General features: G+C 61.8%; 28 protein-coding genes. 9 read left to right on the top strand and 19 right to left on the bottom strand.

The window, feature by feature from the left end; translation table 11 throughout:
• Positions 1–70: 70 nt before the first annotated feature.
• The 9 genes from BLV09_RS28360 to BLV09_RS28320 form a co-directional block, all read right to left on the bottom strand.
• On the bottom strand, positions 71–1,222 hold the full coding sequence (locus BLV09_RS28360; RefSeq protein ID WP_100385511.1) for an ABC transporter substrate-binding protein: 1,152 nt from the start codon (positions 1,220–1,222) through the stop codon (positions 71–73).
• A 147-nt stretch (positions 1,223–1,369) separates the two neighbouring features.
• A complete protein-coding gene (locus BLV09_RS28355; RefSeq protein WP_100385510.1) occupies positions 1,370–1,789 on the bottom strand; it encodes an acyl-CoA thioesterase in 420 nt (139 codons plus the stop codon).
• Positions 1,790–2,022: 233 nt separating this feature from the next.
• Complete coding sequence (locus BLV09_RS28350; protein ID WP_146689761.1) at positions 2,023–2,784, bottom strand: SDR family NAD(P)-dependent oxidoreductase; 762 nt, start codon at positions 2,782–2,784, stop codon at positions 2,023–2,025.
• 32 nt (positions 2,785–2,816) lie between these two features.
• Positions 2,817–4,715 (bottom strand): feruloyl-CoA synthase, encoded by a 1,899-nt coding sequence (locus BLV09_RS28345; protein ID WP_100385508.1) that lies wholly within the window; start codon positions 4,713–4,715, stop codon positions 2,817–2,819.
• Between the two features lies 1 nt (position 4,716).
• Positions 4,717–5,511 (bottom strand): crotonase/enoyl-CoA hydratase family protein, encoded by a 795-nt coding sequence (locus BLV09_RS28340; RefSeq protein ID WP_146691335.1) that lies wholly within the window; start codon positions 5,509–5,511, stop codon positions 4,717–4,719.
• A 118-nt stretch (positions 5,512–5,629) separates the two neighbouring features.
• Entirely contained in the window at positions 5,630–6,091 is a 462-nt protein-coding gene (locus BLV09_RS28335) for a DUF3237 domain-containing protein (RefSeq protein ID WP_146689760.1), read from the bottom strand.
• A 142-nt stretch (positions 6,092–6,233) separates the two neighbouring features.
• Complete coding sequence (locus tag BLV09_RS28330) at positions 6,234–7,538, bottom strand: TRAP transporter large permease (RefSeq protein ID WP_146689759.1); 1,305 nt, start codon at positions 7,536–7,538, stop codon at positions 6,234–6,236.
• Between the two features lie 6 nt (positions 7,539–7,544).
• Complete coding sequence (locus tag BLV09_RS28325) at positions 7,545–8,054, bottom strand: TRAP transporter small permease (RefSeq protein WP_167559104.1); 510 nt, start codon at positions 8,052–8,054, stop codon at positions 7,545–7,547.
• A 186-nt stretch (positions 8,055–8,240) separates the two neighbouring features.
• Positions 8,241–9,251: a TRAP transporter substrate-binding protein gene (locus BLV09_RS28320; RefSeq protein WP_146691334.1), complete on the bottom strand. Its 1,011-nt coding sequence runs from the start codon at positions 9,249–9,251 to the stop codon at positions 8,241–8,243.
• A gap of 133 nt (positions 9,252–9,384) precedes the next feature.
• On the opposite strand from BLV09_RS28320, the gene pobA reads away from it, so the two are divergent.
• The gene (pobA, locus tag BLV09_RS28315) at positions 9,385–10,554 is read left to right on the top strand and encodes a 4-hydroxybenzoate 3-monooxygenase (protein ID WP_146689757.1); all 1,170 of its coding nucleotides are present in this window, start codon (positions 9,385–9,387) and stop codon (positions 10,552–10,554) included.
• Between the two features lie 239 nt (positions 10,555–10,793).
• Entirely contained in the window at positions 10,794–11,225 is a 432-nt protein-coding gene (locus BLV09_RS28310; protein WP_146689756.1) for a PaaI family thioesterase, read from the top strand.
• Here the strand turns inward: BLV09_RS28310 and BLV09_RS28305 are convergent.
• Positions 11,222–12,115, bottom strand: coding sequence for a LysR family transcriptional regulator (locus tag BLV09_RS28305; RefSeq protein WP_146689755.1), 894 nt, complete (start codon positions 12,113–12,115; stop codon positions 11,222–11,224). The genes BLV09_RS28310 and BLV09_RS28305 overlap by 4 nt on opposite strands.
• Before the next feature lie 125 nt (positions 12,116–12,240).
• On the opposite strand from BLV09_RS28305, the gene BLV09_RS28300 reads away from it, so the two are divergent.
• Positions 12,241–12,870 (top strand): pyridoxamine 5'-phosphate oxidase family protein, encoded by a 630-nt coding sequence (locus BLV09_RS28300; protein ID WP_146689754.1) that lies wholly within the window; start codon positions 12,241–12,243, stop codon positions 12,868–12,870.
• Between the two features lie 3 nt (positions 12,871–12,873).
• Here BLV09_RS28300 and BLV09_RS28295 read toward each other — a convergent pair whose 3' ends face one another.
• Both BLV09_RS28295 and BLV09_RS28290 read right to left on the bottom strand, forming a co-directional pair.
• A complete protein-coding gene (locus tag BLV09_RS28295) occupies positions 12,874–13,602 on the bottom strand; it encodes a glutathione S-transferase family protein (protein ID WP_146689753.1) in 729 nt (242 codons plus the stop codon).
• Positions 13,603–13,638: 36 nt separating this feature from the next.
• Positions 13,639–13,920 carry a hypothetical protein gene (locus tag BLV09_RS28290; RefSeq protein ID WP_146689752.1) on the bottom strand — a complete coding sequence of 94 codons (282 nt, stop codon included), beginning with the start codon at positions 13,918–13,920 and terminating at the stop codon, positions 13,639–13,641.
• A 102-nt stretch (positions 13,921–14,022) separates the two neighbouring features.
• Between BLV09_RS28290 and BLV09_RS28285 the strand changes: the two genes are divergently transcribed.
• Positions 14,023–14,721, top strand: a complete 699-nt coding sequence (locus BLV09_RS28285) for a helix-turn-helix transcriptional regulator (protein WP_146689751.1) — start codon at positions 14,023–14,025, stop codon at positions 14,719–14,721.
• Between the two features lie 54 nt (positions 14,722–14,775).
• On the top strand, positions 14,776–15,111 hold the full coding sequence (locus BLV09_RS28280) for a YkgJ family cysteine cluster protein (protein ID WP_100385496.1): 336 nt from the start codon (positions 14,776–14,778) through the stop codon (positions 15,109–15,111).
• A 140-nt stretch (positions 15,112–15,251) separates the two neighbouring features.
• Here the strand turns inward: BLV09_RS28280 and BLV09_RS28275 are convergent, their stop codons facing one another.
• On the bottom strand, positions 15,252–15,653 hold the full coding sequence (locus tag BLV09_RS28275; protein WP_146689750.1) for a hypothetical protein: 402 nt from the start codon (positions 15,651–15,653) through the stop codon (positions 15,252–15,254).
• Between the two features lie 224 nt (positions 15,654–15,877).
• The gene (locus BLV09_RS28270) at positions 15,878–16,759 is read right to left on the bottom strand and encodes a haloalkane dehalogenase (protein ID WP_146689749.1); all 882 of its coding nucleotides are present in this window, start codon (positions 16,757–16,759) and stop codon (positions 15,878–15,880) included.
• A gap of 60 nt (positions 16,760–16,819) precedes the next feature.
• Between BLV09_RS28270 and BLV09_RS28265 the strand changes: the two genes are divergently transcribed.
• Positions 16,820–17,305, top strand: coding sequence for a GNAT family N-acetyltransferase (locus BLV09_RS28265; RefSeq protein ID WP_146689748.1), 486 nt, complete (start codon positions 16,820–16,822; stop codon positions 17,303–17,305).
• Positions 17,306–17,395: 90 nt separating this feature from the next.
• Here the strand turns inward: BLV09_RS28265 and BLV09_RS28260 are convergent, their stop codons facing one another.
• Positions 17,396–17,743 carry a DUF3307 domain-containing protein gene (locus BLV09_RS28260; RefSeq protein WP_174556617.1) on the bottom strand — a complete coding sequence of 116 codons (348 nt, stop codon included), beginning with the start codon at positions 17,741–17,743 and terminating at the stop codon, positions 17,396–17,398.
• Between the two features lie 32 nt (positions 17,744–17,775).
• On the opposite strand from BLV09_RS28260, the gene BLV09_RS28255 reads away from it, so the two are divergent.
• The gene (locus tag BLV09_RS28255; protein WP_146689746.1) at positions 17,776–18,084 is read left to right on the top strand and encodes a hypothetical protein; all 309 of its coding nucleotides are present in this window, start codon (positions 17,776–17,778) and stop codon (positions 18,082–18,084) included.
• 207 nt (positions 18,085–18,291) lie between these two features.
• Here the strand turns inward: BLV09_RS28255 and BLV09_RS28250 are convergent, their stop codons facing one another.
• Together BLV09_RS28250 and BLV09_RS28245 are read right to left on the bottom strand one after the other, a co-directional pair.
• On the bottom strand, positions 18,292–19,176 hold the full coding sequence (locus BLV09_RS28250) for a DUF6537 domain-containing protein (protein WP_146689745.1): 885 nt from the start codon (positions 19,174–19,176) through the stop codon (positions 18,292–18,294).
• Positions 19,177–19,194: 18 nt separating this feature from the next.
• A complete protein-coding gene (locus BLV09_RS28245; protein ID WP_146689744.1) occupies positions 19,195–19,863 on the bottom strand; it encodes a Crp/Fnr family transcriptional regulator in 669 nt (222 codons plus the stop codon).
• A gap of 377 nt (positions 19,864–20,240) precedes the next feature.
• On the opposite strand from BLV09_RS28245, the gene BLV09_RS28240 reads away from it, so the two are divergent.
• Both BLV09_RS28240 and BLV09_RS28235 read left to right on the top strand, forming a co-directional pair.
• Entirely contained in the window at positions 20,241–21,353 is a 1,113-nt protein-coding gene (locus BLV09_RS28240; RefSeq protein WP_100385490.1) for a cyclic nucleotide-gated ion channel, read from the top strand.
• Between the two features lie 16 nt (positions 21,354–21,369).
• Positions 21,370–22,155: an enoyl-CoA hydratase/isomerase family protein gene (locus BLV09_RS28235; protein ID WP_146689743.1), complete on the top strand. Its 786-nt coding sequence runs from the start codon at positions 21,370–21,372 to the stop codon at positions 22,153–22,155.
• Between the two features lie 155 nt (positions 22,156–22,310).
• On the opposite strand, the gene BLV09_RS28230 is transcribed toward BLV09_RS28235, so the two are convergent.
• Both BLV09_RS28230 and BLV09_RS28225 read right to left on the bottom strand, forming a co-directional pair.
• Positions 22,311–23,030 carry a nitroreductase gene (locus tag BLV09_RS28230; protein ID WP_146689742.1) on the bottom strand — a complete coding sequence of 240 codons (720 nt, stop codon included), beginning with the start codon at positions 23,028–23,030 and terminating at the stop codon, positions 22,311–22,313.
• A gap of 2 nt (positions 23,031–23,032) precedes the next feature.
• A complete protein-coding gene (locus tag BLV09_RS28225; protein ID WP_146689741.1) occupies positions 23,033–24,277 on the bottom strand; it encodes an acyl-CoA dehydrogenase in 1,245 nt (414 codons plus the stop codon).
• Positions 24,278–24,346: the final 69 nt, after the last annotated feature.

Here is a 24,346-nt window from a genome sequence, read left to right as displayed (position 1 = left end):
TAAGAAAAAGCCGGCCCCTCGATAAGAGGCCGGCTTCAATCACTGTCGCTCCGTCTGAGCGGTTATGTCCTTACTTCGCCGGAACGTATTTACCGTCCTTCACCGTGAGCAGGATGCGCGAGCGGTCGTCGAGACCGTAGCGATCCTTTTCGGTGAAATTATAGACGCCTTGGGTCGCCGCGATTTCATGCTCGCTCAGGAACGCCTCGCGAATGGCTTCGCGAAATTCCGGCGTGCCCGGCTTGGCCTTCTTCAACGCCACCGGGATCACGCGCTCGAGCACCTTGAAGGCGTCGTAGGAATGTCCGGCGAACTGGCTGCGGCTGTTGGGGCCGTATTTGGCCTCATAGGCGGTATCGAGCGCGAGGCCCGGCTTCTTGGTCAGCGCGCTGTCGGGCTGGTCTTCCGGATCCATCACCGGACCGGACGCCATGATGACGCCTTCGGCCGACTTACCGGCGATGCGGATGAAGTCCATGCTGGCGGCCCCGTGGGTCTGGTAGATCAGGCCCTTGTAACCGCGGTCGCGAAGCTCCTGCTGCGGCAATCCCGCCGCGGTGCCGGACGCACCGATCAGGATCGCGTCGGGATTGGCTGCGACCAGTTTCAGCACCTGTCCCGCAACGGACGTGTCGGGCCGCGCGAAGCGCTCCTCGTCGACGATGGTCATGCCCATCGGAACACCCTGGTTCTTGAGGTCGTTGAACCAGAGGTCACCATAGGAATCGGAATAGCCGATATAGCCCACGGTCTTGATGTTGTGCGCCTTCATGTGCTCGTACAGCACCTTGCCCATGATCGGCACCGGCTGCGGCATATCGACCGACCACTTGGCCCGCTCCGGCGTAATCGGAAACGGCGCCAGGCCGATATGGGGAATTCCCGCCTCGTTGGCGACGTTGGAGACGGCGATGCTCGGCGGAGTCGTCGATGAGCCCATGATGACGTCGGCCTTGGATTCCGTGACGAAACGGCGGGCATTGGTGGTGGCGTTGGTCGGATCGCCGCCGTCGTCCAGCACGATGACCTTGAGCGGCACGCCGCCGATCTCCTTGGCCACGAATTCCAGCGCGTTGCGCTCGGGAATGCCGAGCGCCGCAGCCGGGCCGGTGGTCGAGATCGAGATACCGATGGTGATTTCATTGCTCTGCGCGCGCGCGGGCAGGCCCGACAATGCGAGGGCCGCCGCGACCGCCGCGGCAGACAGGTAAACTTGCTTCATTCATTCCTCCCTTGGATCTTATTTTCTAAAAGCAAAATTCGGCTGGCAATTCAGCCCCCCTCTTTAGGCGATGTAGGTGGCTGAGTCAGCCCGGGAAAACGGCTCCCGCCTTGCGCTAACGCGGCCCCGCCGGTTCCGGATCATGCGTTAACCCTGCATGAACCTGGCAATGATTTCCGCCGGCACAGGCGCCGATTTCAGCCGCGCCGGATCATCCGGATGACGCCCGACCAGCACCCTTGTTTCGAACGCCTCGATCGCCAGCGCCTCGGCCTTGAACACCCTGTGGGTGACCTCGAAGCTTGAACGCTTGAAACTCTCGACCCGGCTTTCAATCGTAATCCAGTCGCCATGCGTGGAGGCGATATGAAATTTGGCCCGGGTATCCACCATGGGGATACCGACCAGGCCATATTTCCTGACGATGTCCTGCTTGGGGAAGCCGGCGGCCTCGAACATGATCGACGTCGAATCGTCGAACATCTCGAAATAACGCGGGTAATAGACGATGTTGGCGGGGTCGCAGTCACCCCACTGGATCTGCACATCGCGCCGGTGGACGAACATGCCTCTCCCCCTCTTCCCTTGCTAGCGCGGGTGGCTCCCTCTCCCACCCAACTCGGGTCTACCCGAGTTGGGCATTTTATATTGCCGAAGTCGGATATATCCGACTTAGATGGGAGAGGGAGTACGGTCTATCGATAGAGCGTAACCCCTCAACCGGCGCTTCGCGCCGACCTCTCCCCATGGGAGAGGTGGGAAGATCACGGCGCGCGCTAACTTCATATCGATCATCACGCTCAGCGCGGCGCCATGCGGAGTGACGCATCAAGCCGCACCACCTCGCCGTTCAGATAGGGATTGTCGATCATGTGCAGCGCCAGCGAGGCGAACTCGTCGGCATGGCCGAGCCGGCGCGGAAACGGAATCGCCGCGGCGAGGCTGTCCTGTGCTTCCTGCGGCAAATTGGCCAACAGCGGCGTCAGGAACAGGCCGGGCGCGATCGTCAGCACGCGAATGCCGAACTGCGCCAGCTCGCGCGCGATCGGCAACGTCATCCCGACAATGCCGCCCTTCGATGCCGAATAGGCCGATTGTCCGATCTGGCCATCATAGGCCGCGACCGACGCGGTACAGATGACGACGCCACGCTCGCCCGTCGACAGCGGCTCAAGTTTCGTCATCTCGGCGGTCGCCAGCCGGAGCATGTTGAAGGTGCCAATCAGATTGATCTCGATCACCTTTTCAAAATCAGCCAGCGGCATCGGACCGTCGCGACCGATCACCCGCTTGGCAACGCCAATGCCGGCGCAATTCACCAGCACGCGTGCCGGACCATGGGATTTCGAAGCCTGAGCCACGGCGGCTTCGGCTGACGCGGAATCGGCGACATCACAGACAACTGCAACGCCGCCGATTTCGGCGGCGACGGTTTCGGCGAGCTTGGCGTTGAGGTCGCACACGGCGACCTTGGCACCCTGCGCCGCAAGCCTGCGCGCGGTTGCGGCACCCAATCCCGAAGCGCCGCCGGTGACGATGGCGGCCTGATCCTTTAACTGCATGGCTCTCTCCTTCGATATACTTCTTCGATTAGCTAAAGCGTGATCACGTTGGCCGCCGGCGTCGGCGCGTATAAATCCTCGATCAGCCGGCCGCGATGTTCGAGCACGGCGCGCTGATTGATCGAGCCCTTGTCGGTGACTTCGCCGCGATCGATCGACAATGGCGTATCGATCAGGATCGCACGCGTAATCCGGTTCGAGGAACCGGTCGCTGTCGCCAGAAATTGGGTCAGCCGCTGCCGAAGCGCTTCGCGGATCTTTGCATCGGACGCCGCTGCCGCGATGTCGTCGGCGGCAAGCGCCGGATTGATGAGACGGCAACCGTCGAGATCGAGCACCACCAGCGCCGAGACCTCGTCGCGGTTGATGCCGGCGATCACCACATCACGCACCATCGGCGCGCAGGCCGCGACGAGGCGTGCCCGGAGCGGGCCGACACTGACCCAGGTGCCGCTGGCCAGCTTGAAATCCTCGGCAATGCGGCCATCGAAATCGAAGCCGGCGCTGAAATCATCCGCCACGGCGGGCTTGAGCGCGTCGCCGAACTTGTAGAAGCCTTCGTCGTCGAACGCGGCCGCGGTCAGTTCCGGCTGACGCCAATAACCCGGCGTGACGTTCGGCCCCTTGGCGCGAACCTCCCACTTGCCGTTGTTCGGAACAAGCTTGGCGTCGTTGCCCAGCACCGGAAGCCCGACGTGGCCGGAACGGCTGGTATCCGGCCGCACCGACATGAAGAATGGCGCGGTCTCGGTGGCGCCGAGGCCGGTGAGAACAGGCACGCGGTAGCCTTTTTCCTGCACCGCAAGCGCATCAAGGCTGTTCCAGACATGGGGCGACAACGCAGCTCCGCTGAAAAACATCGCATGCAGCCGATGGAAGAATTTTTCGCGCAACGCCTGATCGTCGCGCAGATAAGGCAGCAGCGATTCATAGCCTTTCGGCACATTGAAATAGACCGTCGGCGAAATCTCCCTCAGATTGCGCACGGTCTCCTCGATGCCGCCGGGCATCGGCTTGCCTTCGTCGAGATACATCGAGCCGCCATTGAACAGCGTCAGCCCGATATTGTGGTTGCCGCCAAAGGTATGGTTCCACGGCAGCCAGTCGACGATGACGGGCGGTTCGTCCTTCAGGAACGCCAGTGTCTCGCGCAGCATCACCTGATTGGCGCAGATCATCCGCTGGGTGTTGATCACAGCCTTCGGATTGCCGGTCGAGCCCGAGGTCAGCAGGAATTTTGCAATCGTGTCGGGACCGATCGCGTCATGCGCTGCATCAAGGCCGGGATGTTCCGGCGTCGCCAGGAGATCAGCCAGCATCGTCACGCGTCGGCCGGGCACCGCGCCGTGTGATGCCGCGATTTCGGTTTCATCGGGAACGTTGGCGGACAGCGCATCGGAGAATTTGCCGGCGTCGTCGGCAAATACCAGGCCCGGCGTCAGCAGCTTCATCAGGAAAGCGAGCTTGCCGTAATCCTTCGAAATCAAGGAATAGGCCGCCGAAACCGGACAGAATGGAATCCCCGCATAGAGCGCGCCGAACGCCACCAGCGCGTGGTCGATCGAATTACCGGAGAGAATGACAATCGGCCGCTCCGCCGACAGCCCGCGCGCCAGCAGTGCGGAGGCAATGTGCCGGGTCGAGGCCAGCAATTGCGCGTAGGTGATCTGGCGCCAGCCGCCGGCGCTGCGCTCGGCCATGAAGATGCGGTTTGGTCCGGCTTTGGCCCAATGATGCAGGCGATCGGTCAGCCGAACCGGATAGTCGCCGAGCGCGGCTTTAGGCCTGAGATAGATGGTGCCGTCGGCGCGCCGGTCGATTGACACGGCGGGATCGCCGAACGAGATCGCGCGCAGCGGATGAACCTTCGAAGCGCCCGCCAGCGCATCGCCCTTGCCGGCCGTGGCCGATATGTCGGGTTTTGCGCTCATGTCAGGTGGGCTTCACCTTGGCGGTCTTGCGGTCGAGGAACGCGCGTATCCTGAGCTTGGCTTCCTTGTCGCTCTGCGCGACGGTTGCCATCAACGATTCCATCAGCAATCCCGTCTGCGGGTTGGCTTCGGCGATCATCGGCAACGCCTGCAGCACGGCGAAATTCGTCAGCGGCGCGTTGCTCGCGACCTTGGCGGCAAGCTCCATCGCCTTGGGCAATGCGCCCCCTTCTTCGGTGAGGTATTGCGCGAAACCATAGGATGCACCTTCGGTCGCGGAATAGACCCGGCCAGTCAGCATCATGTCCGTCATCCTGGCGACGCCGATCAGCCGCGGCAGCCGCACCGATCCGCCGCCGCCGACGAATATACCACGCTGGCCTTCGGGCAGCGCGAAATAGGCCGACGGCTCGGCGACGCGGATATGCGCGGCGCAAGCCAGCTCCAGTCCTCCGCCGATCACCGCGCCCTTGAGCGCCGCGATGACGGGAACACGGCTATATTGAATCCGGTCGAACACCCGATGCCACATCTGCGAATGCCGCAGGCCTTCGGTCGCGTCCTGCTCGGTCAGTTCCGAAAGATCGAGGCCGGAGGAGAAATGATCGCCGATGCCATGAATGACGACAGCGCCGATGCCATCAGGAAGATTCGAGAAACAATCCTGGATCGCGAGGATGATGCCGTCGTTCAGCGCGTTGCGCTTGGCCGGACGGTTGAGGCCCACGGTCAGGACCGAGCCTGACGTCTCGATCTCGAGCAGCGCGGCCCGATCGGCGGTAGCGGCGTTTCCCATGGGCTTCATTATGTCCCGTTCAGAATAGTTATGTTTTATAACTATTGGAGCGGGAGTCAATGCTTCGTGTCGTCCCGGCGTGCGCCGGGACGACACGGGGTAGAGTTCGCCGCTCCTCTTACAGCACCTGATGCACGTCGATGACGACGCGGTCGGCATGGCGCGCGGCGGAGCCGACAAACAGGTTTTCCATCAGCCAGCGGTATTTTTCACTGCCGGTTTCGAACTTCGGCACGGTGCGGAAATAGATCAGTTTGGGATCGACAGGCTCGCCGCGTTTCAACTTCTGCAGCAGTTCGATCGGTCCAAAACGGATGCCCTTGTTTTCGACATAGACCACCGCGCCGTCATCGGTCTCGAACGCGTATTTCGCTTCGAGCTCGATCAGCTCGTTGGGACGAATGATCTGAAAGTCAGCGCCGAACGCACAGACCTTGCCGTTGATATCATCGCCTCTGACTTCGCCGCCGGTGATCGGAATGATGCGGCGGACACCGTGACCGATCTCGCCGGCCGACGTCACGGCGCCGATATGGGCGGTGATGGTGAAGACATATCTGGTCTGGAGAACAGGGGTCATTGAATTTGCCTCACCCGCTTTGGTTTGCTCCCCCTATCCCTGAAAGGGAGAGGTCGGAACGCGCGCTATCGGGTGGAAGTTTGCTCCCTGGAGAGAGACCCCCACCCCAACCCCCCCCTTTCAGGGGGAGGGGGCTGAAAAGCTATCCGATCATCCGTTGTGGCAACCAGGTCGCCAGCAACGGAAACAGTATCAAGATCACCAGCCGGATCAGGTCGGTCACCACGAACGGCAGCACGCCGACAAAGATTGTCGACATGTTGACGTCCTTGATGACGCTCTTGATCACGAACACGTTCATACCGACAGGCGGATGAATCAATCCAAGCTCGACGGTCATAACGATGACGATGCCGAACCAGATCGGATCGAAGCCGAGCGCCGTCACGACCGGAAATACGATCGGCACGGTCAGGATCACCATCGCCATCGCGTCCATCAGGCAGCCCAGCACCAGATACATCAACAGGATCAGGGCCAGCACGCCGTAAGGACCGATGCCAAGGCCGGTCAGAAATTCAGTCACGTTCTGCGGTGTCTGGGTGATGGTGAGGAAATAGCCGAAGCACAACGCGCCGATCAGCACGGTGAACACGGCCGCCGCCGTACGCGTCGCCTGCAGCAGCGATTGCAGGATGCCCTCCCTGGTCAGCTTGCCCCTGAGGATACCGATGATGAAGGCGCCGACGGCGCCAACCGCGCCAGCCTCGGTTGGAATGAAAAAGCCGCCATAGAGGCCGCCGATCACGAACACGAACAGCAGCAGCGGCGACCACACATCGCGCAGCGCCAGCAACCTTTCCTTCCATGATGCGGGAGGGCCGGCTGGCAAGAATCCCGGCCGTACGACACCGATGATGCCGATGGTGATCATGTGCATCACGATCGCCAGCAATCCCGGCACGATGCCGGCGATGAACAGCTTGCCGATATCCTGCTGGGTGATGATGCCGTAGACCGCAAGCACCGTCGACGGCGGCAACATTGCGCCAAGCGTGCCGCCCACCGCGATCACGCCGGTGGCAAAGGATTGCGGATAGCCGAAGCGCCGCATTTCCGGATAGGCCACCGCTGAGAACGTTGCCGCGGTCGCGACCGACGAGCCCGAGATCGCCGCAAAGCCGCCGCAGGCGGCGATGGTGGCGATGCCCAAGCCGCCTTTCCAGTGGCCGACAAAGGTGTTGGCGGCCCGAAACAGTTCGCGGCTGATGCCGGAGACCGACACGAACGCGCCCATCAGCAGGAACATCGGGATCACGCCGAAGGAATAATCCGTCACCGTGCGCATGGTGGTCTGACCGACCAGCTTCAGCGCCGGCGCAAAGCCGGTGAGATAACCAAAGCCGGTGATGCCGACGAGCCCCATCGCCATGCCGACGGGCACGCGCAGCAGCATCAGCGTGAACAGGCTGACAAAGCCGATCAAGGCAACGGCCTCGTTGCTCATCGCGGCCTACTCCGCCGTCTTGATTTTGGCGTCATGAATATCTTCGGGATGAAAGATCAGCCGCCAGGTCCGGATCGCGATCAGCAGCACCGCCGAGACGTCGCCGATCCATGACACCAGGAAGAACGGCCAGATCGGCACTTGCAGATCCATGGTGACGATATGCTCGGCGCGGGTGCTCACCACCTTGTCGAACAGCGTATAGGTCTGCACCGTCACCACGAACAACAGCACCAGGGTTGCGAACACGTCGATCCAGCGCTGGTATTTCGGCGTCGCATTGGCCCAGACCAGATCGACGGTGATGTGGGTGCCGCGATAGCTGGTGGCGGCGATGCCCCAGAAGATGAGAATGCCGAGCAGGAACTGGCCGAAATTATAGTAATCGGGAATCGTCACCGCGAAGAATTTTCGCATGAACACTGCGGTAAAGGTATTGAGCGCGACAATGCCGACAAAGAACGCCGCGATCCATTCGATGGAATCGATGAAGCGGTCCATGAAATTCTTGCGCACTGGCTCGGGCGGACCGGTGATGACGCCTTCTTGTGTGATTTCGGGATTGGCGGTCATGATGCTGACTAGTCGCTTCCAGAAAGCGTCATTCCGGGGCGCTCGCCCCGCGAGCGAACCCGGAATCCAGAGATGATTGGTGCGAGATTCCGGGTTCGCGCTGACGCGCGCCCCGGAATGACGGTGTTGCTAAATCCCCGCCTCGTATTTCTTCAGCGTCGCCTGTAGATCGGCATCGATCGCCACCGGATCGCCGCCGGCCTTCTTCACCGCTTCGGCCCAACTGTCGTGCAACGGCTTGACCGCCTTCTTCCACTCGGCGAGCTGGTCGGGCGTCAGCGGATAGACCTCGTGACCGGGCAAGGCCTTCATCTTGACGCGGCCATTGGCTTCGAACTCGGTCCAGGGATCGGTGACTTTCGAAGCCCATTCCGGCGTGCAGTGATCGTCAATCACCTTCTTCTGCGCGTCCGACATCGAATTATATTTGGCGAGGTTCATATTGTAGGTGAACACGGTGGTGTAGAGCGGCACGTCCATGTGATACTTGACGACCTTGTCGATGCCGAACAGGAAGATCGAGCCCCAGGGGAAGGTGATCTCGTCGGCGACGCCGCGCTCGATCGCGTCGCGCGATTCCGGCGCCGAGGCCTGCACATTGGTGCCGCCGAACATTTTCACCATTTCGCCGATCGTGCTCTGGGCGGGGCGCACCTTCACGCCCTTGAGATCCTCGGGCACCAGGATCTTCTTCTTGCCGTGCAACGCGCCGGGATCGTGAATGAAGGCGAAGCAGAGCTTGGTGTCCTTCATCTCGGTCGGCGCGTATTTGTGGTACCATTCGTTCAGCGCCAGCGTGCCCTTCTTGCCGTCGGAGAATACGAACGGAAGCTGACCCGCGGCCGCGATCGGGAAGCGGCCGGGCTGATAACCGGGATTGACGTAAGTGACGTCGGCGATGCCGTCGCGCGCCATGTCGTAATGATCGAACGCCTTGCCGAGCTGCTCGGAGGGGAACACGGACACCTTGATGGTGCCGCCCGACGCTTTCTCGATATCGGCGGCCCAGGCCTGCGTGGCCGGCACCAGGGGATGGGCCGGCGGTACCCACAGCGACACTTTCAAATTGACGGTCTTGTCCTGCGCGAACGCGGGTGTCACGCTGGCGGCCAACAGCAACGCCAAAAACGCTTTTCTCATCGGCATCGTCTCCCTCCCGAGATCGCCATTGAAAGGCTCTTTGCGCGCATTGTTATATGATATAATTATCATTGCAAGACTGCGCGGCAACGCGCGATGGCGGCCAAACCTACGATAGTCTGGGGAGCAAGTATTGCGGACGAAAGTAGCAATCATAGGCGCGGGACCAGCGGGACTGCTGCTCGGGCAGCTGCTTCACACCTATGGGGTCGACAACGTCGTTCTGGAGCGGCAGACGCCGGAATACGTGCTCGGCCGCATTCGCGCCGGACTGCTCGAGGAAGGCACCGTGGCGCTGCTCGATGAAGCAGGCGCGGGCAGCCGGGCGCATCACGAGGGACTGGTGCATCACGGCGTCGAATTGGCCTTTGGCGGCGCGCGCCATCGCATCGACATGCATGCCGCCACCGGCAAGACGATGATGATCTACGGCCAAACCGAAGTGACGCTCGACTTGATGAATGCGCGCAAGGCGGCCGGTCTCACCACGATCTATGAAGCTGCCGACGTCAAGCCGCACGATTTCGACACCGACCTTCCTCGTGTCACCTACGTCAAGGACGGCATCACCCACGAAATCGCCTGCGACTTCATTGCGGGCTGCGACGGATACCACGGCGTCAGCCGCGCCAGCGTATCCGCGTCGGCGATCCAGACCTTCGAGCGGGTTTATCCGTTCGGCTGGCTGGGGATTCTGTCGGAAACGCCGCCGGTCTCGCACGAATTGATCTACAACAACCATGCACGTGGCTTTGCGCTTTGCACGATGCGTTCGACGCACCGCAGCCGCTATTACGTGCAATGTCCGCTCGACGATCATATCGACCAGTGGCCGGACGATCGGTTCTGGGACGAGTTGAAGCGCCGGCTGGACCAGAAAGCGGTCGACGAACTCGTCACCGGGCCCTCGATCGAAAAGAGCATCGCGCCTTTGCGAAGTTTCGTCGCCGAGCCAATGCGGTTCGGGCGGATGTTCCTGGCCGGCGACGCCTCGCACATCGTGCCGCCAACCGGCGCCAAGGGGCTCAACCTCGCCGCCAGCGACGTGCACTATCTCTCGCACGCGTTCCGCGAATATTACGACGAGAAATCCTCCGCCGGGATCGATGCCTATTCCAGCACGGCGCTGACGCGGGTCTGGAAGGCGGTGCGCTTCTCGTGGTGGATGACCTCGATGCTGCACAAGTTCCCCGATCAGGGCGAATTCGGCGCGCGCATCCAGCTCGCCGAACTCGATTACCTCGTCAGCTCGAAAGCCGCATCGACATCGCTTTCGGAAAACTATGTCGGTTTGCCGCTTTGAACGTCATTTCGGGGAGCAAAGCGAACCCGGAATGACGTTGGAGACTGGATTGCTCCGTCGCGGAGCCTGTCATCGGGCGGCGCTGTGCGCCGACCCGGTGGCCCTCGCAAATGACGGGGCAGGCCCGATCTGCGGCGTTTCAAACAACCACCGAAATTCCGTTTAAAACTTTGTAGGCGATGCATTTCGCCTTCACTTCGCGTTAATGACGCCATGTATCGCCATCACCCGAGCCGCGCATGACCGTCACCGATATTCCTGAAGGCTTTGAGCGTCACTTTCGGCAGAGCCCGCTCACCGATCCCTGGGAACCGCTCTATTCGAAGCGGACAGACAAAGCCGTGATCATCGGCTTGAGACTGGCAAAACCCCACACCAATGGCCGCGGCTTGATTCATGGCGGGCTGATTGCCGCGCTCGCCGACAACGCGATGGGCCATAGCTGCGCGCAGCAATTGGGTGGAACGTCATCGCTGGTGACGATCAGCCTCGCAGTCGACTTCATCGGCACCGCGAAGGTCGGACAATGGCTTGCGGTCGAAAGCGACGTGATCCGGACCGGCAGCACGATCTGCTTCGCGCAAAGCCTGATCAAGGCCAACGATGTTACGATCGCGCGCGCCAATGGGACGTTTCGCGTGGTGCCGAAGATACCGCAGCTACAGCCTTAACCGAAATGCCAATCGCTGATCTCGATCACGAGATCGATGAACGTACGCACCTTGGCTGACAGCAGCCGCGACGTCGGGTAGACGATATGGATCGGCAATGCCGGCTGCTCGAATTTCGCCAGCACGATTTTGAGCCGCCCGCCCTTGATCGCGTCGGCCGCCTGATAGGCCATCACCCGCGTCAGGCCGCCGTCCTGCTCGGCATACTGGATCGCGGCGTCGGCGCTGTTGGTGACGAAACGCGGCGTGACGTTGACGCGAACCTCGCGCCCGTCCCTGACGAAGCGCCAGTCCGGCGGGATCGCCATGGCGCCAAACTGAATCGTCTGGTGCGAATTGATCGCCTCGGGCGTTTTCGGCTCGCCGTGTTCCTGGAGGTAGCCATTCGAGGCGACCACGATCCGACGCATCTCGCCGACCTGACGCGCGACCAGGCTGGAATCGGGAAGATGGCCGATCCTGACGGCGAGATCGACGCCGTCTTCGACAAGGTTGATCATGCGATCGGACAGCCGCAGTTCACCGGTCACCTCGGGATAGCGTTTCAGGTACGCCGACATCACCGGACTGACGTGAAGGCGCCCAAAACCCAGCGGCGCCGAGACCACCAGCCGTCCGCCCGGCCGGGTGCGTTCGCCCTCGGCCGAACCTTCGGCCTCCTCGACATCGGCAAGGATGCGCCTGACACGCTCCAGATAGCGCGTGCCGACGTCGGTCAGCGCGACCTTCCGCGTGGTCCGCTGCAACAGCCGGGCGCCGAGGCGATCTTCCAGCGCGGCGATCAGCCGCGTCACGCCTGAGGGCGACAGGCCGAGCTTGCGGGCCGCCGGCGCAAAACCCTTGACATCGGCCACCGCGACAAAAGCCTGCATGGCATCGATACGATCCATGGCATTATTTCATATATCGCAACAATGAAGTGTCAATCCGATCGATTGTGAAAATCTCAAAAAGATCCATTTTTGTGGGCGGGGGACACGGGCTCAGCGCCCCCGGGTGAATCAAGGATCCTCCGATGTCAGACGCTCACATCTATTCCAGCGACGTCGCCTTCACCCCGGCGGTGAAAGCGATCCAGGCGCGAAAAGGGTCGCGCGACGCCTACGCGCATGTCGAAGAGAATGGCGGCTGGCGCACCGAGGTCGACGAGAATCTCGCGGGCTTCCTGGCGCAGACCAACAGCTTCTACCTCGCCACCGCCAGCGCCGACGGCCAACCCTACATCCAGCATCGCGGCGGGCCGAAAGGTTTCATCAAGATTCTGGACAAGAGCACGCTGGCGTTCGCCGATTATAGCGGCAACCGCCAGTTCATCAGCCAGGGCAACCTCTCGGAAAATCCCAAGGCGCATATGTTCGTGATGGATTATGCCCATCGCCGCCGCGTCAAGATCTGGGGCGAGGCGCGCGTGGTCGATGACGATCCCGCACTGACGCGGTCGCTGATGCCGCAGGGCTACAGGGCACGGCCCGAGCAGGTGATCCTGTTCAAGATCACCGCGTGGGACACCAACTGCCCGCAGCACATCCCGCAGAAATTCGATGCCGGCGATGTCGCGGCTGCACTCGCTGTCCGCGATGGCCGCATCGCGGAACTGGAAGCGGAACTGGCCGCATTGAAGCGCCAGCCCGCTCCGGCGAACTAGATTTCAGGCAGCCTGTTGCAGCGGCGTCCAGGCGAAGTCGGGATAATATTGCAGCATCATCCGGTCGACATAGGCCGTGAGATTCTGGAATTGCTCGGCGCGTTCACGCAATTTGGAATCGAAGAACGGCGTCAGGATGCCGGCAATCGCGCCGAAGGCGGTGGCGTCGGTTCCGCAGGGGGTGTCGCCCATCAGGTATGGTTTCTCCGCGAGCTGGACTGACAGCGCAAACAATGATCGAACGGCAAGCTCAATGTCGTCATCCGGGGCGTGGCGGCCGAGGCCGCTCAAAAGATAGTTCTCGGCAACGCGGAATTGCGCATCCTCGCGAAGCTTCTCGCGGACATGCTCGGGCGCACCATCAAAGAAATGCGTCGGCCCCTTGGCGAAGTTGTCCGGATCGACCCAACGCGCGCCGACCAGCGCCCAATAGATGTGATGTTCGATCATCCGCTCGAACGCCCAGGTTTGCGCACGCTGTTGCAAATCCAGGCCCGCGTCGAAATCGAAGCCGTATTTGCGTTCGATATGAGCGCGAATAAAGGTCGAGTCGGCAATGCTGCGGCCATCATCGGCGATAAAGGGCAATTGCCCCTTGGGAGAGGCCGGAGGCATCGCCCGCTCCTTGCGATAGGCCAGACCCGCCATCTTCAACTGGACTTCGGTCTTGGTCACGAAAGGGCTGATTTCGGGCAGGCCGAAGCCTTGGCCAAAGCCGTAAAGGGTAATCATATTGGGCTCCTGATCTCGTGGAACGACGGCTGACGCTTACCTGCCCCCTGCTGCCACCATACTGTCAGCATCGGTGATCTCGGCCGCAAAACGCGCCCCCTGCCAGGCGCGACGCATGACGTTCCGGGCCCACAGGCTAAATTGCCTTTGCCCGAAAACGCAGGCGGCGCTGAGTGAATGCAAGGCCAGTGCTATAATCGCCCCGCGGACGTCGCCGGCGTCCCAGTTGAATGAGGTGAGACGCACCAATACAAAGGTCTGGGCGCGCCAGAGCGATCCGAAACCTTCCCGGACGGCCAACATGTGAAGATTCATCATGGACAAATTCCCTTCGTTTGAAGTGTTGTCCCGATATAGCCGCCACCTGCTGCCAACATGCTGTCAGCATCGACAGCGCCGCCGTGAAAAAAGAGACCTCCCATGAGACGCGCCGACCGGCTGTTTCAGATCATTCAGGTGCTCCGGCGTACCCGCAAGCCGCTGACGGCAGACGCCATCGCCGCCGAACTGGAGACCTCGAAGCGGACGATCTATCGCGACATCGCGACCCTGATCGGACAGCGGGTGCCGATCCGCGGCGAAGCCGGCATGGGCTATATCCTGGAGAAGGGATTCGACCTGCCGCCCTTGATGCTCACGCCCGACGAAATCGAAGCGGCGGTGCTCGGCGCGCAATGGGTCGCGGGCCACGCCGATCCGACATTGTCCCGCGCCGCTGACGACCTCATTGCGAAAATCGCCGACACCGTCCCCGAGCGGCTGCGACCGTTTGTGCTGGAGCCCGCCAGCCGCGCCCGGCCGGTCTGGCGCAGCGAACCTGACCGCATCGACATGGTGCGGACGCGCGCGCAAATTCACGAAGGAAGGAAGATCGCGCTGCGCTATCGCGACGAGCAAGGCCGTGACAGTGAACGCACGATCTGGCCGGTCGCGATCGGCTATCTCGAGGCGGTGCGGCTGCTGGCGGCATGGTGCGAACTGCGCAACGACTTTCGCAGCTTTCGAACCGACCGTGTCGTCGATGCGGACTATCTCGGCGAGAAATATCCGGAGCGGCGCGACGTGCTGCGCGCGAAATGGCGGCAAAGCCTGGTCTGGGAACGGCCGAGCGATACCTGACACATCTGCGTTGTTAGCTGGCCGATCCCGTCATTCCGCGCTACACGGTCCAGCATGGAAACAAGCGATCCAGCCTTTGATGCGGAAGCCCTCTGCCAGTCCTGCGGGGCGTGCTGCGCCTATTCGTCGAACTGGCCTCGCTTCACCACCGAGGATGATGCGGCGCTCGATCTGATCCCGGAACAGTTCGTCAACACGAAACTGTCGGGCATGCGCTGCGATGGCGAACGCTGCTGCGCCCTGTCAGGCCAGATCGGCGTCAAGACGGCTTGCGGGATTTATGCGGTGCGGCCCGAAGTCTGCCGCACCTGCATGCCCGGCGATCCCGAATGCGCGATGGCGCGGCGGCGCTACGGCTTGCCGGCGCTGGTCCGGTTTCCGGCTTCGTAGCAACCATCAAGTACGGTCGTCATTCGGGGGTGATGCAAAGCATCGAACTACGATGTGCAATTGCACATCGGAGAATCTCGAGATTCCGGATCGCCGCTCCGCGTCGTCCGGAATGACGGGAAAAAACTAAGACGGGACGGTCAAGCCGGAACGGCTTCCACGAAATATTCGTCGTCGGGTTCGTCCGCGAGCGGCGAGAAGGTGCTGAGCGGCTTGGTCGACAGCGTGATCGGTTTGCGATGGCCGGACGATGACGGGGCAGCGCGCGCGGTCGGTTCCCGGGACAGCGCGTACAACGCCGACCCGACACGTCCGCCGAGCTGAATCAATTCGCGCTCGCTGCAACTGGCCGCGATCGAAAGCGCCAGCGAGTACAGATGGCTTCTGCGATAGCAGAACAGCGCCAGCATGGCCCGGACGTCGGAAGAGACGCTCTCGACCAATCTAGCCAGGCCATGTTCGTTGGCGCGATACATTTCACCGAGCAATTCCTCTCGGACCGGGCAGAAATCGTTCTCGAAGGCTTCGCGACTTGAAAACATTGCAGTTCCCCCTGTCCGGGAAGATGCAGTGCAATGCTCTAACGAAAGGTTAACCACGGAGATCGGTAGTCACACGGGGTCCTTGCCAGTTTCGCGCGAATCGGAACCGCGACTCGCCGCCGTTTGGCACCGCGCACGATCCCAAAAATGCGGGAACCGGCTTCGGCGGGGATCATGACCACAGGGATCATGATCGAACGACGAGACAAGCGATGAGTCCGCCGCTAGAGCGAGTTCGCCTTCATCCACGCCGCGACCGCCTGGCCGATCGCCGGCCCGGAATCTTCCTGAATGAAGTGCGACCCCGGCACCGTCACTTCGGTCTGGTTGTTCCAGCCTCGGCAGAAATCCCGGACTGCACCGATCAGGATCGCACCGGGCTCGGCGTTGATGAACAGCTTTGGGAGGTCGTTTTGCGCCATCCATTGCGAATAATCCGCCGCGATCTGCACCACATCGGCCGGCTCACCCGCGATCGGAATCTGCCGCGGCCAGGTCAGCGTCGGCCAGCGGTCCTCGCGCTCGGAAAAAGGCCTGCGGTATTCCTCCATCTCGGCCTCGGTCAGTTTCCGCAATACCGACCCCGGCAACACCCGTTCCACGAACATGTTGCGGTCGAGGATCATCTGTTCGCCCTTGTCGGAGCGAAAACCCTGGAAAATAGGCGTCGCCGCCGCGCTCCATTCTTCCCAGCCGGCGACGGGCCGCACGATCGCTTCCATATAGGCGATGCCGCGAACGCGATCGCGGTGATGGTTGGCCCAGTCGAAACCCAGCGCCGAGCCCCAATCATGCACCACGAGCGCGATGGATTGCGTGGGACCGATCACCGCATCGATGAACGCGGCGAGATATTTACGGTGGGTCGTGAAGCGGTAAGTGTCGGCATCCGGATCGGGCAATTTGGCGGAATCGCCCATGCCGATCAGATCCGGTACGATCAGCCGGCCAAGCCCCTTCAGTTCAGGAATGACGTCGCGCCAGAGATAGGATGAGGTCGGGTTGCCGTGCAGCAACAAAACCGGCGCGCCCTCGCCGCGCTCGTGATAGGCCATGCGGGCGTCGAGCACATCGATGGTCTTTTTTGTCAGCACTTGTTCTGTCATTGATTTCGCGGCCTCCACGATTGAACCAACATGCCGCGCGATGGCGCTGGACGCAACTCAATGCCGCTTTCCTTTTCAATCTCCGACCTGCGCCAGTGTCCGGCGTTTTTCGACACCGTCGCGGACCGGATCTGGCAGGCGTGGTGGAAGGAAAGCGGTCATCCGCTCGACTATATTTCCGGCCGCCTGCGCGACAACATGAATGCGACCCCGATTCCATTCGCGCTGGTCGCGCATGACGGCGGAGCGTTTCTCGGTACCGCCTCGGTGATCGCATCCGATCTGGCGGAACGTCCACAATTCACGCCCTGGGTCGCAGCGGTGTGGGTCGAGCCGCAGGCGCGCGGCCATGGGATCGGCGCCGCGCTGGTCGATCGCGCCACGCGGGATTGCTTCGCGCTCGGGGTCCGCCGCGTCTATCTGTGCGCCCGGCCGCTGCGTTCAGGTTATTACGAGGGCTTGGACTGGGCTGTGGTCGAACGGGATATCGGACCACATCATATGAACGTGCTGATCCGGGACCGCAGTCCGCCCGGTTCTGATTGAATCAGAGCCGAGGCACCCATCTTTGCTTTGACGCGTTTCTCGAGACGAACCGGTATCCTCCTCGCGCAAAAACGCTGGACGCCAGCAGGATCAATTCGCCGCCATGAAAATCGACAGACCGAATCCGGTCAGATGGTGCAGCGCCTGATCGACCCCGATCAAGGTCCAGAACCACGGATGCTCCAGCGTGACGTCGAAGGTGGACGCACAAAACCCCTTGGCGCGATCGATGGTGATGTGAATGGCGAAATCGATCAAGGCGACGAACCAGAAGCGCGGCGCGATCGCCAGGATCAGCGCCATTGCAACCGCAAGATGTACCAGACAGTGCGCCAGCAGCGGCAGCGCCCATCCGGTTTTCTGATCCTTGCCGAGCGCCATCCAGGAGGTCTGCAGGACAAAATCGGCGATGACGTGCTTGAAGGTGAGAACGAGCATCCATCCGACCAGCGCACCTACCGGAACCGAGGATGACATTGCGGGAAACAACAAAGCTGACGCCCTTTGCTGGGACTGATCTGAAACGACAAGACGAGAACGAAGAACTACGGCGTCAGAACAACATCTTCTCAAACCGGATAATTCGACCGGCGGTGGTATTTATGACACCTCCCACGCCGGAATGCACCTCCGGTGCGCCCGAAAAACCGGGAGTGTGGCCCAACAGCGATAGCGGCGTGACGTCCTTCCACGGCTTCCCCGGGATATCGTTACCGATCAGCCTGATTTGCAATCAACCGGGAGCGGCATATCATCGCAGAATTATCGTTCTTTTTTAGATATTTGCGATCTCGCCTGGGCGATCCTGGCAGCCATTATGGCGGCGCAGCGTGCCCGCGTTCTGGAGATGGTGCCGTCGCGCAGACTAACCACCGCGCCTCGTGCGCGACGAGATCGGCCTTCGCGGCGATCACCTCAAGCGGCATGCGCACGACGACAATGTTGTGGTTGTCAAAACCGCGCAAAGCGCCTGAGGTATCCCGGCCCTAGGCCGGGGTGCTGGCGAGCTGCGCCTCGGACTGCGCCCGCGCCCTGATTTCCGCGATCCGGCGCTTGAGTGCGATCTGCCGCGGATCAGGCAGCACAGCGGCGCGTGCCTCGGCGATGGCGCCGGCAAGATCGGGCAGCGGCAACACGCCGTCGAAGGTCGGCTTGACGAGGCCGTCAATGATGGCATGCCAGTCGGCAAGACCCTGACGATAGACGTCGCCATACCCTTGAATCATCGTCGCGGTCTGAACGATTGCCGATGTGGCGGCCGGCTGCTTGAGGAGGCTGCGGTCGATCATATGCAGCCAGCGCTCGACCCAGACCCGCTCCTCGGCATAGCGCACCGAAAACAGCCGCCATCGCCGCAGGGCCGCTTCGATCTTCAGGCGGCGAATCCCCCAACGGTTAGCCGCGCTGTAACGGATCGAGACCGGGGCGTGGGTCCAGTTCATCCATTCGAGCACATCGAGTACCGGTTCGGCGGCCACGGCGGGAAGCGCCCCGATCAACTCATCGATCCGGAACTTTCGCCTGTCGCTGGTTGGCTGGACGTGCGTGGGATCGGCAACGATGTCGCATTCGGCAAGCTTTAATTGTGCGATCCGGATCGGATCCTCATAGCTCATGCGCGCGGCTATCAGCCGCGCAATTTCACAGAATATCGCGGCGTCGACGCCCGGCTTGCCGATGAAACGCCGCAACCGGTCCACATAGAGTTGCGCGTAGCTTGCGCCTTGATAGTCGACCAATCGATCGATGCCTTCGCTGACGGCCGGCGCTGCCCCATCGGGCAGTCCGTCGGGCGGTGATGGCGTCGTGCAGTCATCGTCGCCGATGATATCGGCGAACAGATAACGGATCGAGGAAAGAAAACCTGCCACGCCCGTGATCCCGGCTTCTCAGGCGGGCTTCGGCGCGGCGGCTGACGACATGGCCTGCTGCGCCAGCCGCTGCTCCAACGTCCCGATGTTCTGAAACAACCGGGCGCTCGCCAGACGAAGGAAGTAAAAGCCGAAGGCCGGATTCTGCACGTACAGTTCCTCCACCTTGCTGTAGCTGACGCTCAGGATGAGACCGGGTTCGACGCACTCCAGCGACTGGGTTCGCACGTTCGACGGCGACAGCATGCCAAGCTCGCCGACGATGGCGCCCACCGGCAGTTCGATGCCGGATTCAACCAGCTTGAACCGGCCGCTGACGATGTAGAGCATGTCCTCGGCCTTCTCATCCTTGTAGAACAGGATCTCGCCGGCGCTGCATTTGCGCTCGGTCATGAAGGGTTTTAACCAGTCCATCGACAAATCGCTGTTAACCGATCGCTTCACGTCGCGCACCAGTTGCAGCATCTGGTGCAGCCGATAGGAATTGAGCACGAGCAAAACGCAGTGCAGGAGGCCGGTCGGATAATTATGGCTCGGGATCGAAGACACGATCAGCACGATATTGGTGAGGATGCCGAACACCCGCAAAGGGATCATCGTCCGCATCGTGGTCGTCGCCACGACGAAAACGGAAGCGAACAGCGTCCCAGCGGTGCCGGCGTGCTCTGCGATATGTGAGGTATCCATCGGGGCCAACCAATTTTAAGGCAAAATAGCTTCGCGGATCGTATCCAGCGCGCCCGCTATCATAATGTTCGCGCCGGTTCTTGATATAAGGCGGAAAAGCGACGTTTTGTCGTGAATTCCCGGCAATATTGGCCAAAAGCAGCGCTTTGGCCCCTGCTTACGAGATCCTTACATGGCTCATCTTATTCCCGCGCCTTCATTCCAGAGAGCCTTTATTCCGAGCCGCCTTTAGTTCAAGCCGCCTTTAGTTCAAGCCCTGCGATAACTCTGTTTTCGGGCCGTCGTTGACGGCCTCCCCCCACCCGGGCACTTTGTCGGACCTGTCACGCCCGGCATGGCCGTATCAGACCTTTTTCACCGACAGACGCTGCCTTCCGATGACAAAGCCACTCGTTTCTCCAGCTCTGACGCAGTTTGTGGCCGCAACCAACGGCCGCAACATGACCCAGGCTGCCTATGTCGCGGTGATGACCGGCCTCGCGATGATGATTCTGCTGACCGTCGATCCCGCCTACAATGCGCTGCATCACTGGGTCGACGCGCTGCTATGGGCGTGTCTGGCGTTCTTCGTCTTCGAATGGGTGGTCCGTCTCCGCCAGGCCCGTTTGACGGACCGGGTATGGGACTATGTCCTATCCGTCCGGGGGCTGGTGGATGCCGCCGGCGCGCTCGCGGTGCCGCTGGCGCTGGCGTTCGGGGTGACCCCCAAGACCGCCTGGCTGCTCGGCATTCTCTGGCTCTTGAAAGTATTGCCGGGAATTCGGGGCCTGCGGCAGTTGCGCCGGGTGCTGGTGCAGGAATCCGGGCCGCTGCTGAGCGTGCTGGTGATCTTCCTGCTGGTGCTGTTCCTGGCTTCAGTTGCGGTCTATTTCCTGGAGCGCGACGTCCAGCCGGCGACCTTCGGCAACATTCCCGCGGCCTTGTGGTGGGCGGTCGCGACCCTGACCACGACCGGATATGGCGACGTGGTGCCGATCACACCGCTCGGCCGGCTGGTCGCGGCGTTTGTGATGATCTGCGGCCTCGGCGTGTTCGGCCTCTGGACCGGTATTCTCGCCACCGGCTTTGCCGCGGAGACCCGCCGCGACAATTTCCTCAAGACCTGGGAGTCCGTGAGCAAGGTGCCGTTCTTTGCCGCGCTTGGTCCGGCGGCGATCGCCGACGTCACCCACATGCTGCGCACCATGGACCTGCCGTCGCGCACCATGATCATCCGCAAGGGCCAGGCCGGCGACTGCATGTACTTCATTGCCGAAGGCGAGGTGGAGGTCGATTTGCCGGGCAAGAAGGTCAAGCTCGGCGAAGGCGCGTTCTTCGGCGAAATGGCGCTGCTCGGCAACAATTTGCGCTCGGCCAATATCGCCACGACGCGGGTATCCAAGCTCCTGGTACTTGATCTCGTCGACTTCCGCGTGTTGATGGCGCGGCATCCTGACCTTTCGCAAACCATCGATGCCGAAGCCAAACGGCGCGAACTGGAAAACCAATAAAATAATGGAGACAACCATGACCGAAGCGGCCGAGACCGCGAGCACGCCTGTCCTCGACATCAACGGCGCGCGCGCCACCATCCGCCTCAACCGTCCCAGGCATCTGAACCGGTTGCAGCCCGACGATCTCGAGGCGCTGCTGAAACTGTTCGACCGCATCGAAGCCGATCCGGCGATACGGGTGCTGGTTTTGACCGGAACCGGCCGCGCCTTTAGCGCGGGATATGACCTCAATTCGGTGGCCGAACGCGCGGTCAGCGCCACCGAACAGGAGAGCGGCGGGTCGGCGTTCGAAGTCGTCGTCAACCGGCTCGAGGATCTCGGCGTTCCCACGATCTGCCGGCTCAATGGCGGCGTTTATGGTGGCTCGACCGATCTGGCGCTGGCCTGCGATTTCCGCATTGGCATCGACACTTGCGAGATGTTCATGCCGGCCGCGCGGCTCGGGTTGCAATATTACAAGAGCGGGATCATGCGCTACGTGTCGCGGCTCGGCGTCGACAACGCCAAGAAACTGTTCCTGACCGCGCAGAAGATCGACGCCCCGGAAATGCTGCGGATCGGCTATCTCACCGCGATGGCGCCGGCTGAGACCTTCGACCAGGAAGTGGATCAGCTCGCCGCCATTCTCGCCGGCAACGCGCCGCTGGCGATGCGCGGCATGAAGCGCGCGATCAACGAATTCGCCCACGGCAAGCTCGACGAGGAAGCCGCCGACCGCCGCCATCGCGAGAGCATGCGCAGCGCCGAAATCAAGGAAGGCATCAAGGCGTTCGCGGAAAAGCGCCCGCCGAAGTTTTGACGGATTTGGGTCTTTTCGACCTCACCCTGAAACACCACTGCCTTTCGTCATGCCCTGCCTTGTGCCGGGCATCCACGTCTTGAAGGCACGCCGACTGGCAAGACATCGATGGCCGGGACGAGCCCGGCCATGACGAAATCGGTATTGTCTGTGCCCTATTCGTCGACGAACGTCGCGGTGTCCGCGACCCCGGCACGCGAGGTGCGGTAGCTGTTGACCTTGTGCGCGTTGTCGGCAAATCCAAATGAAATCCCGCACACCACGCGGCGGTCGTCGCCGAGATTGAAGTGGCGGTGGATCAGCCCGGAGTGGCGTGCCAGCGCCGCCTGCGGGATGGTGCCGAGACCGAGCGCTTGCGCTGCCAGCATGAAATTGCCGACATAGGCGCCGCAATCGATCGCGCCGTAAATCCCGAGCGCCTCGGTCGAGTGAATGATCGCGACATGCGGCGCGCCGAAGAAATTGTAGTTCTCCAGCGCCTGCTTGGCGTAAGCCGCCTTGTCGCCTCTGGGGATGCCGAGCGTGTTGTAAAGCTGGAAGCCGCTTTCGCGGCGGCGATCGAGATAAACGCCGAGATATTCGCGCGGGAATGTAAAGTCGCCCTGTTCCGGGCCGCCCGAGCTCGCTTCAGCATAAATCGCCCTGCGAAAACGCTCCTTGGCCGCGCCGCTCGCGATCAACACCTGCCACGGCTGGCTGTTGCACCATGACGCGGTACGCTGCGCCACTTTAAGAATGTGCTCGATGGTCTCGCGCGGCACCGGCTCTGGCAGGAATGCGCGGACGGAATAGCGCTCGTGCAACAGCTCTTCGAGCACGCCGATACGATCCTCGGTCGAATAACGCGTCTTCGGTTTCTTGACGGCTTCCTGCATCTTCAGCGCCCCTTGGTCGGGATCTTGTTGAACGGTACGTTCTTGTCGACACGGATATCGCCGGGCAAGCCCAGCACGCGCTCAGCGATGATGTTGCGCAGGATTTCATCGGTGCCGCCGGCGATCCGCATCGAGGGCGAACTCAACAGCATCTGCTGGAACTGGCCGCGCGCCACTTCATCGGAATCGCCGGTGAGAGCGCCGGCCGCGCCTTCCAGATCCATCGCATACATCGCAATATCCTGCAGCATCGAGCCCGCGACCAGCTTGCCGATCGAATTTTCCGGGCCCGGCCGGTCGCCCTTGGAAAGCGCCGAGATCGCACGGTAGCTGGTGTATTTCAAGCCGCTGGCCTTGACCGCCCAGCCCGCAAGCTTCGAGCGCGTGGCGCGGTCGTCGATCGCGGGCCCGTCCTCGGTCATCAGATTGGAGCAGAACTCGAATATTTCCGGAAAGCCGGTCGCGAGCCGCGCGCCGATCGACATGCGCTCGTTCATCAGCGTGGTCAGCGATACGTTCCAGCCGTCGCCGACCGCACCGAGACGCTGGTGATCGGGAATCACGACGTTGGTAAAATAGACCTCGTTGAATTCCTGCATGCCGTTGGCCTGCTTGATCGGCCGCACCTCCACGCCCGGGCTCTTCATATCGAGGAAGAACATCGTCAGTCCCTTGTGCTTCGGCACATTGGGATCGGTGCGGGTGATCAGCAGGCCATAGTCGGAGTAATGCGCCCCCGAGGTCCAGATCTTCTGGCCGTTGATGATCCAGTCGTCGCCCTTCTTCTCCGCGCGCGTGCGCAGGCCCGCGACATCCGATCCGCCGGCGGGTTCGGAGAACAACTGGCACCAGATCTGTTCGCCGGAAGCGAGCTTCGGCAGATAGTGACGTTTGTGTTCCTCGTTGCCAAAGGCCATCACGGTCGGCCCGCACATGCCCTCGCCGATCTGGAACGGCTGGGTCAGCTTGCCGTAGACGCCTTCTTCCTGCTGCCAGATCACGCGCTCGATCGGGGTGGCGCCGCGCCCGCCATATTCCTTCGGCCAGTGCAGACAGGCCCAGCCGCCTTCGGCCTTCTTCTTCTGCCAGGCCTTGCCGACCTCGACCATGTCGTGGTTCTGCAACCTGATCCGGCCAAGCGAGGACTTCGAGAGCTCCGCCTCAAGCTCCTTTGGCGCGTTGGCCGCGACCCATTGGCGGGCTTGCGCGCGGAACGCGGCTTCCTGCGGAGTGTCATCGAAATTCATGGCGAACCTCATGCTGCCTGTAGGGTGGGCCAAGCGAAGCGAGCCCACCACTTGATTACGACACGCGGT

The sequence above is a fragment of the Bradyrhizobium canariense genome, from assembly GCF_900105125.1.
In the GTDB taxonomy this organism is placed as follows: Bacteria; Pseudomonadota; Alphaproteobacteria; order Rhizobiales; family Xanthobacteraceae; genus Bradyrhizobium; species Bradyrhizobium canariense_A.
The sequence above is the reverse complement of the archived record's forward strand: the minus strand, read 5'-3'. Positions and strand labels throughout refer to the sequence as shown.

Bases quoted from the DNA above. Each gene is read 5' to 3' on its own strand.
- BLV09_RS28230 (WP_146689742.1), bottom strand. From the start codon at position 23,030: ATGCAGGAAGCCGTCAAGAAACCGAAGACGCGTTATTCGACCGAGGAT.
- BLV09_RS28285 (WP_146689751.1), top strand. From the start codon at position 14,023: ATGAGACGCGCCGACCGGCTGTTTCAGATCATTCAGGTGCTCCGGCGT.
- BLV09_RS28245 (WP_146689744.1), bottom strand. From the start codon at position 19,863: ATGGATACCTCACATATCGCAGAGCACGCCGGCACCGCTGGGACGCTG.
- BLV09_RS28310 (WP_146689756.1), top strand. From the start codon at position 10,794: ATGACCGTCACCGATATTCCTGAAGGCTTTGAGCGTCACTTTCGGCAG.
- BLV09_RS28260 (WP_174556617.1), bottom strand. From the start codon at position 17,743: ATGCTCGTTCTCACCTTCAAGCACGTCATCGCCGATTTTGTCCTGCAG.
- BLV09_RS28290 (WP_146689752.1), bottom strand. From the start codon at position 13,920: ATGATGAATCTTCACATGTTGGCCGTCCGGGAAGGTTTCGGATCGCTC.
- BLV09_RS28320 (WP_146691334.1), bottom strand. From the start codon at position 9,251: ATGAGAAAAGCGTTTTTGGCGTTGCTGTTGGCCGCCAGCGTGACACCC.
- BLV09_RS28225 (WP_146689741.1), bottom strand. From the start codon at position 24,277: ATGAATTTCGATGACACTCCGCAGGAAGCCGCGTTCCGCGCGCAAGCC.
- BLV09_RS28345 (WP_100385508.1), bottom strand. From the start codon at position 4,715: ATGAGCGCAAAACCCGACATATCGGCCACGGCCGGCAAGGGCGATGCG.
- BLV09_RS28255 (WP_146689746.1), top strand. From the start codon at position 17,776: ATGACATTGCGGGAAACAACAAAGCTGACGCCCTTTGCTGGGACTGAT.
- BLV09_RS28305 (WP_146689755.1), bottom strand. From the start codon at position 12,115: ATGGATCGTATCGATGCCATGCAGGCTTTTGTCGCGGTGGCCGATGTC.
- BLV09_RS28235 (WP_146689743.1), top strand. From the start codon at position 21,370: ATGACCGAAGCGGCCGAGACCGCGAGCACGCCTGTCCTCGACATCAAC.
- BLV09_RS28330 (WP_146689759.1), bottom strand. From the start codon at position 7,538: ATGAGCAACGAGGCCGTTGCCTTGATCGGCTTTGTCAGCCTGTTCACG.
- BLV09_RS28265 (WP_146689748.1), top strand. From the start codon at position 16,820: ATGCCGCTTTCCTTTTCAATCTCCGACCTGCGCCAGTGTCCGGCGTTT.
- BLV09_RS28355 (WP_100385510.1), bottom strand. From the start codon at position 1,789: ATGTTCGTCCACCGGCGCGATGTGCAGATCCAGTGGGGTGACTGCGAC.
- BLV09_RS28270 (WP_146689749.1), bottom strand. From the start codon at position 16,759: ATGACAGAACAAGTGCTGACAAAAAAGACCATCGATGTGCTCGACGCC.
- BLV09_RS28335 (WP_146689760.1), bottom strand. From the start codon at position 6,091: ATGACCCCTGTTCTCCAGACCAGATATGTCTTCACCATCACCGCCCAT.
- BLV09_RS28300 (WP_146689754.1), top strand. From the start codon at position 12,241: ATGTCAGACGCTCACATCTATTCCAGCGACGTCGCCTTCACCCCGGCG.
- BLV09_RS28360 (WP_100385511.1), bottom strand. From the start codon at position 1,222: ATGAAGCAAGTTTACCTGTCTGCCGCGGCGGTCGCGGCGGCCCTCGCA.
- BLV09_RS28340 (WP_146691335.1), bottom strand. From the start codon at position 5,511: ATGGGAAACGCCGCTACCGCCGATCGGGCCGCGCTGCTCGAGATCGAG.
- BLV09_RS28295 (WP_146689753.1), bottom strand. From the start codon at position 13,602: ATGATTACCCTTTACGGCTTTGGCCAAGGCTTCGGCCTGCCCGAAATC.
- BLV09_RS28350 (WP_146689761.1), bottom strand. From the start codon at position 2,784: ATGCAGTTAAAGGATCAGGCCGCCATCGTCACCGGCGGCGCTTCGGGA.
- BLV09_RS28240 (WP_100385490.1), top strand. From the start codon at position 20,241: ATGACAAAGCCACTCGTTTCTCCAGCTCTGACGCAGTTTGTGGCCGCA.
- BLV09_RS28275 (WP_146689750.1), bottom strand. From the start codon at position 15,653: ATGTTTTCAAGTCGCGAAGCCTTCGAGAACGATTTCTGCCCGGTCCGA.
- BLV09_RS28280 (WP_100385496.1), top strand. From the start codon at position 14,776: ATGGAAACAAGCGATCCAGCCTTTGATGCGGAAGCCCTCTGCCAGTCC.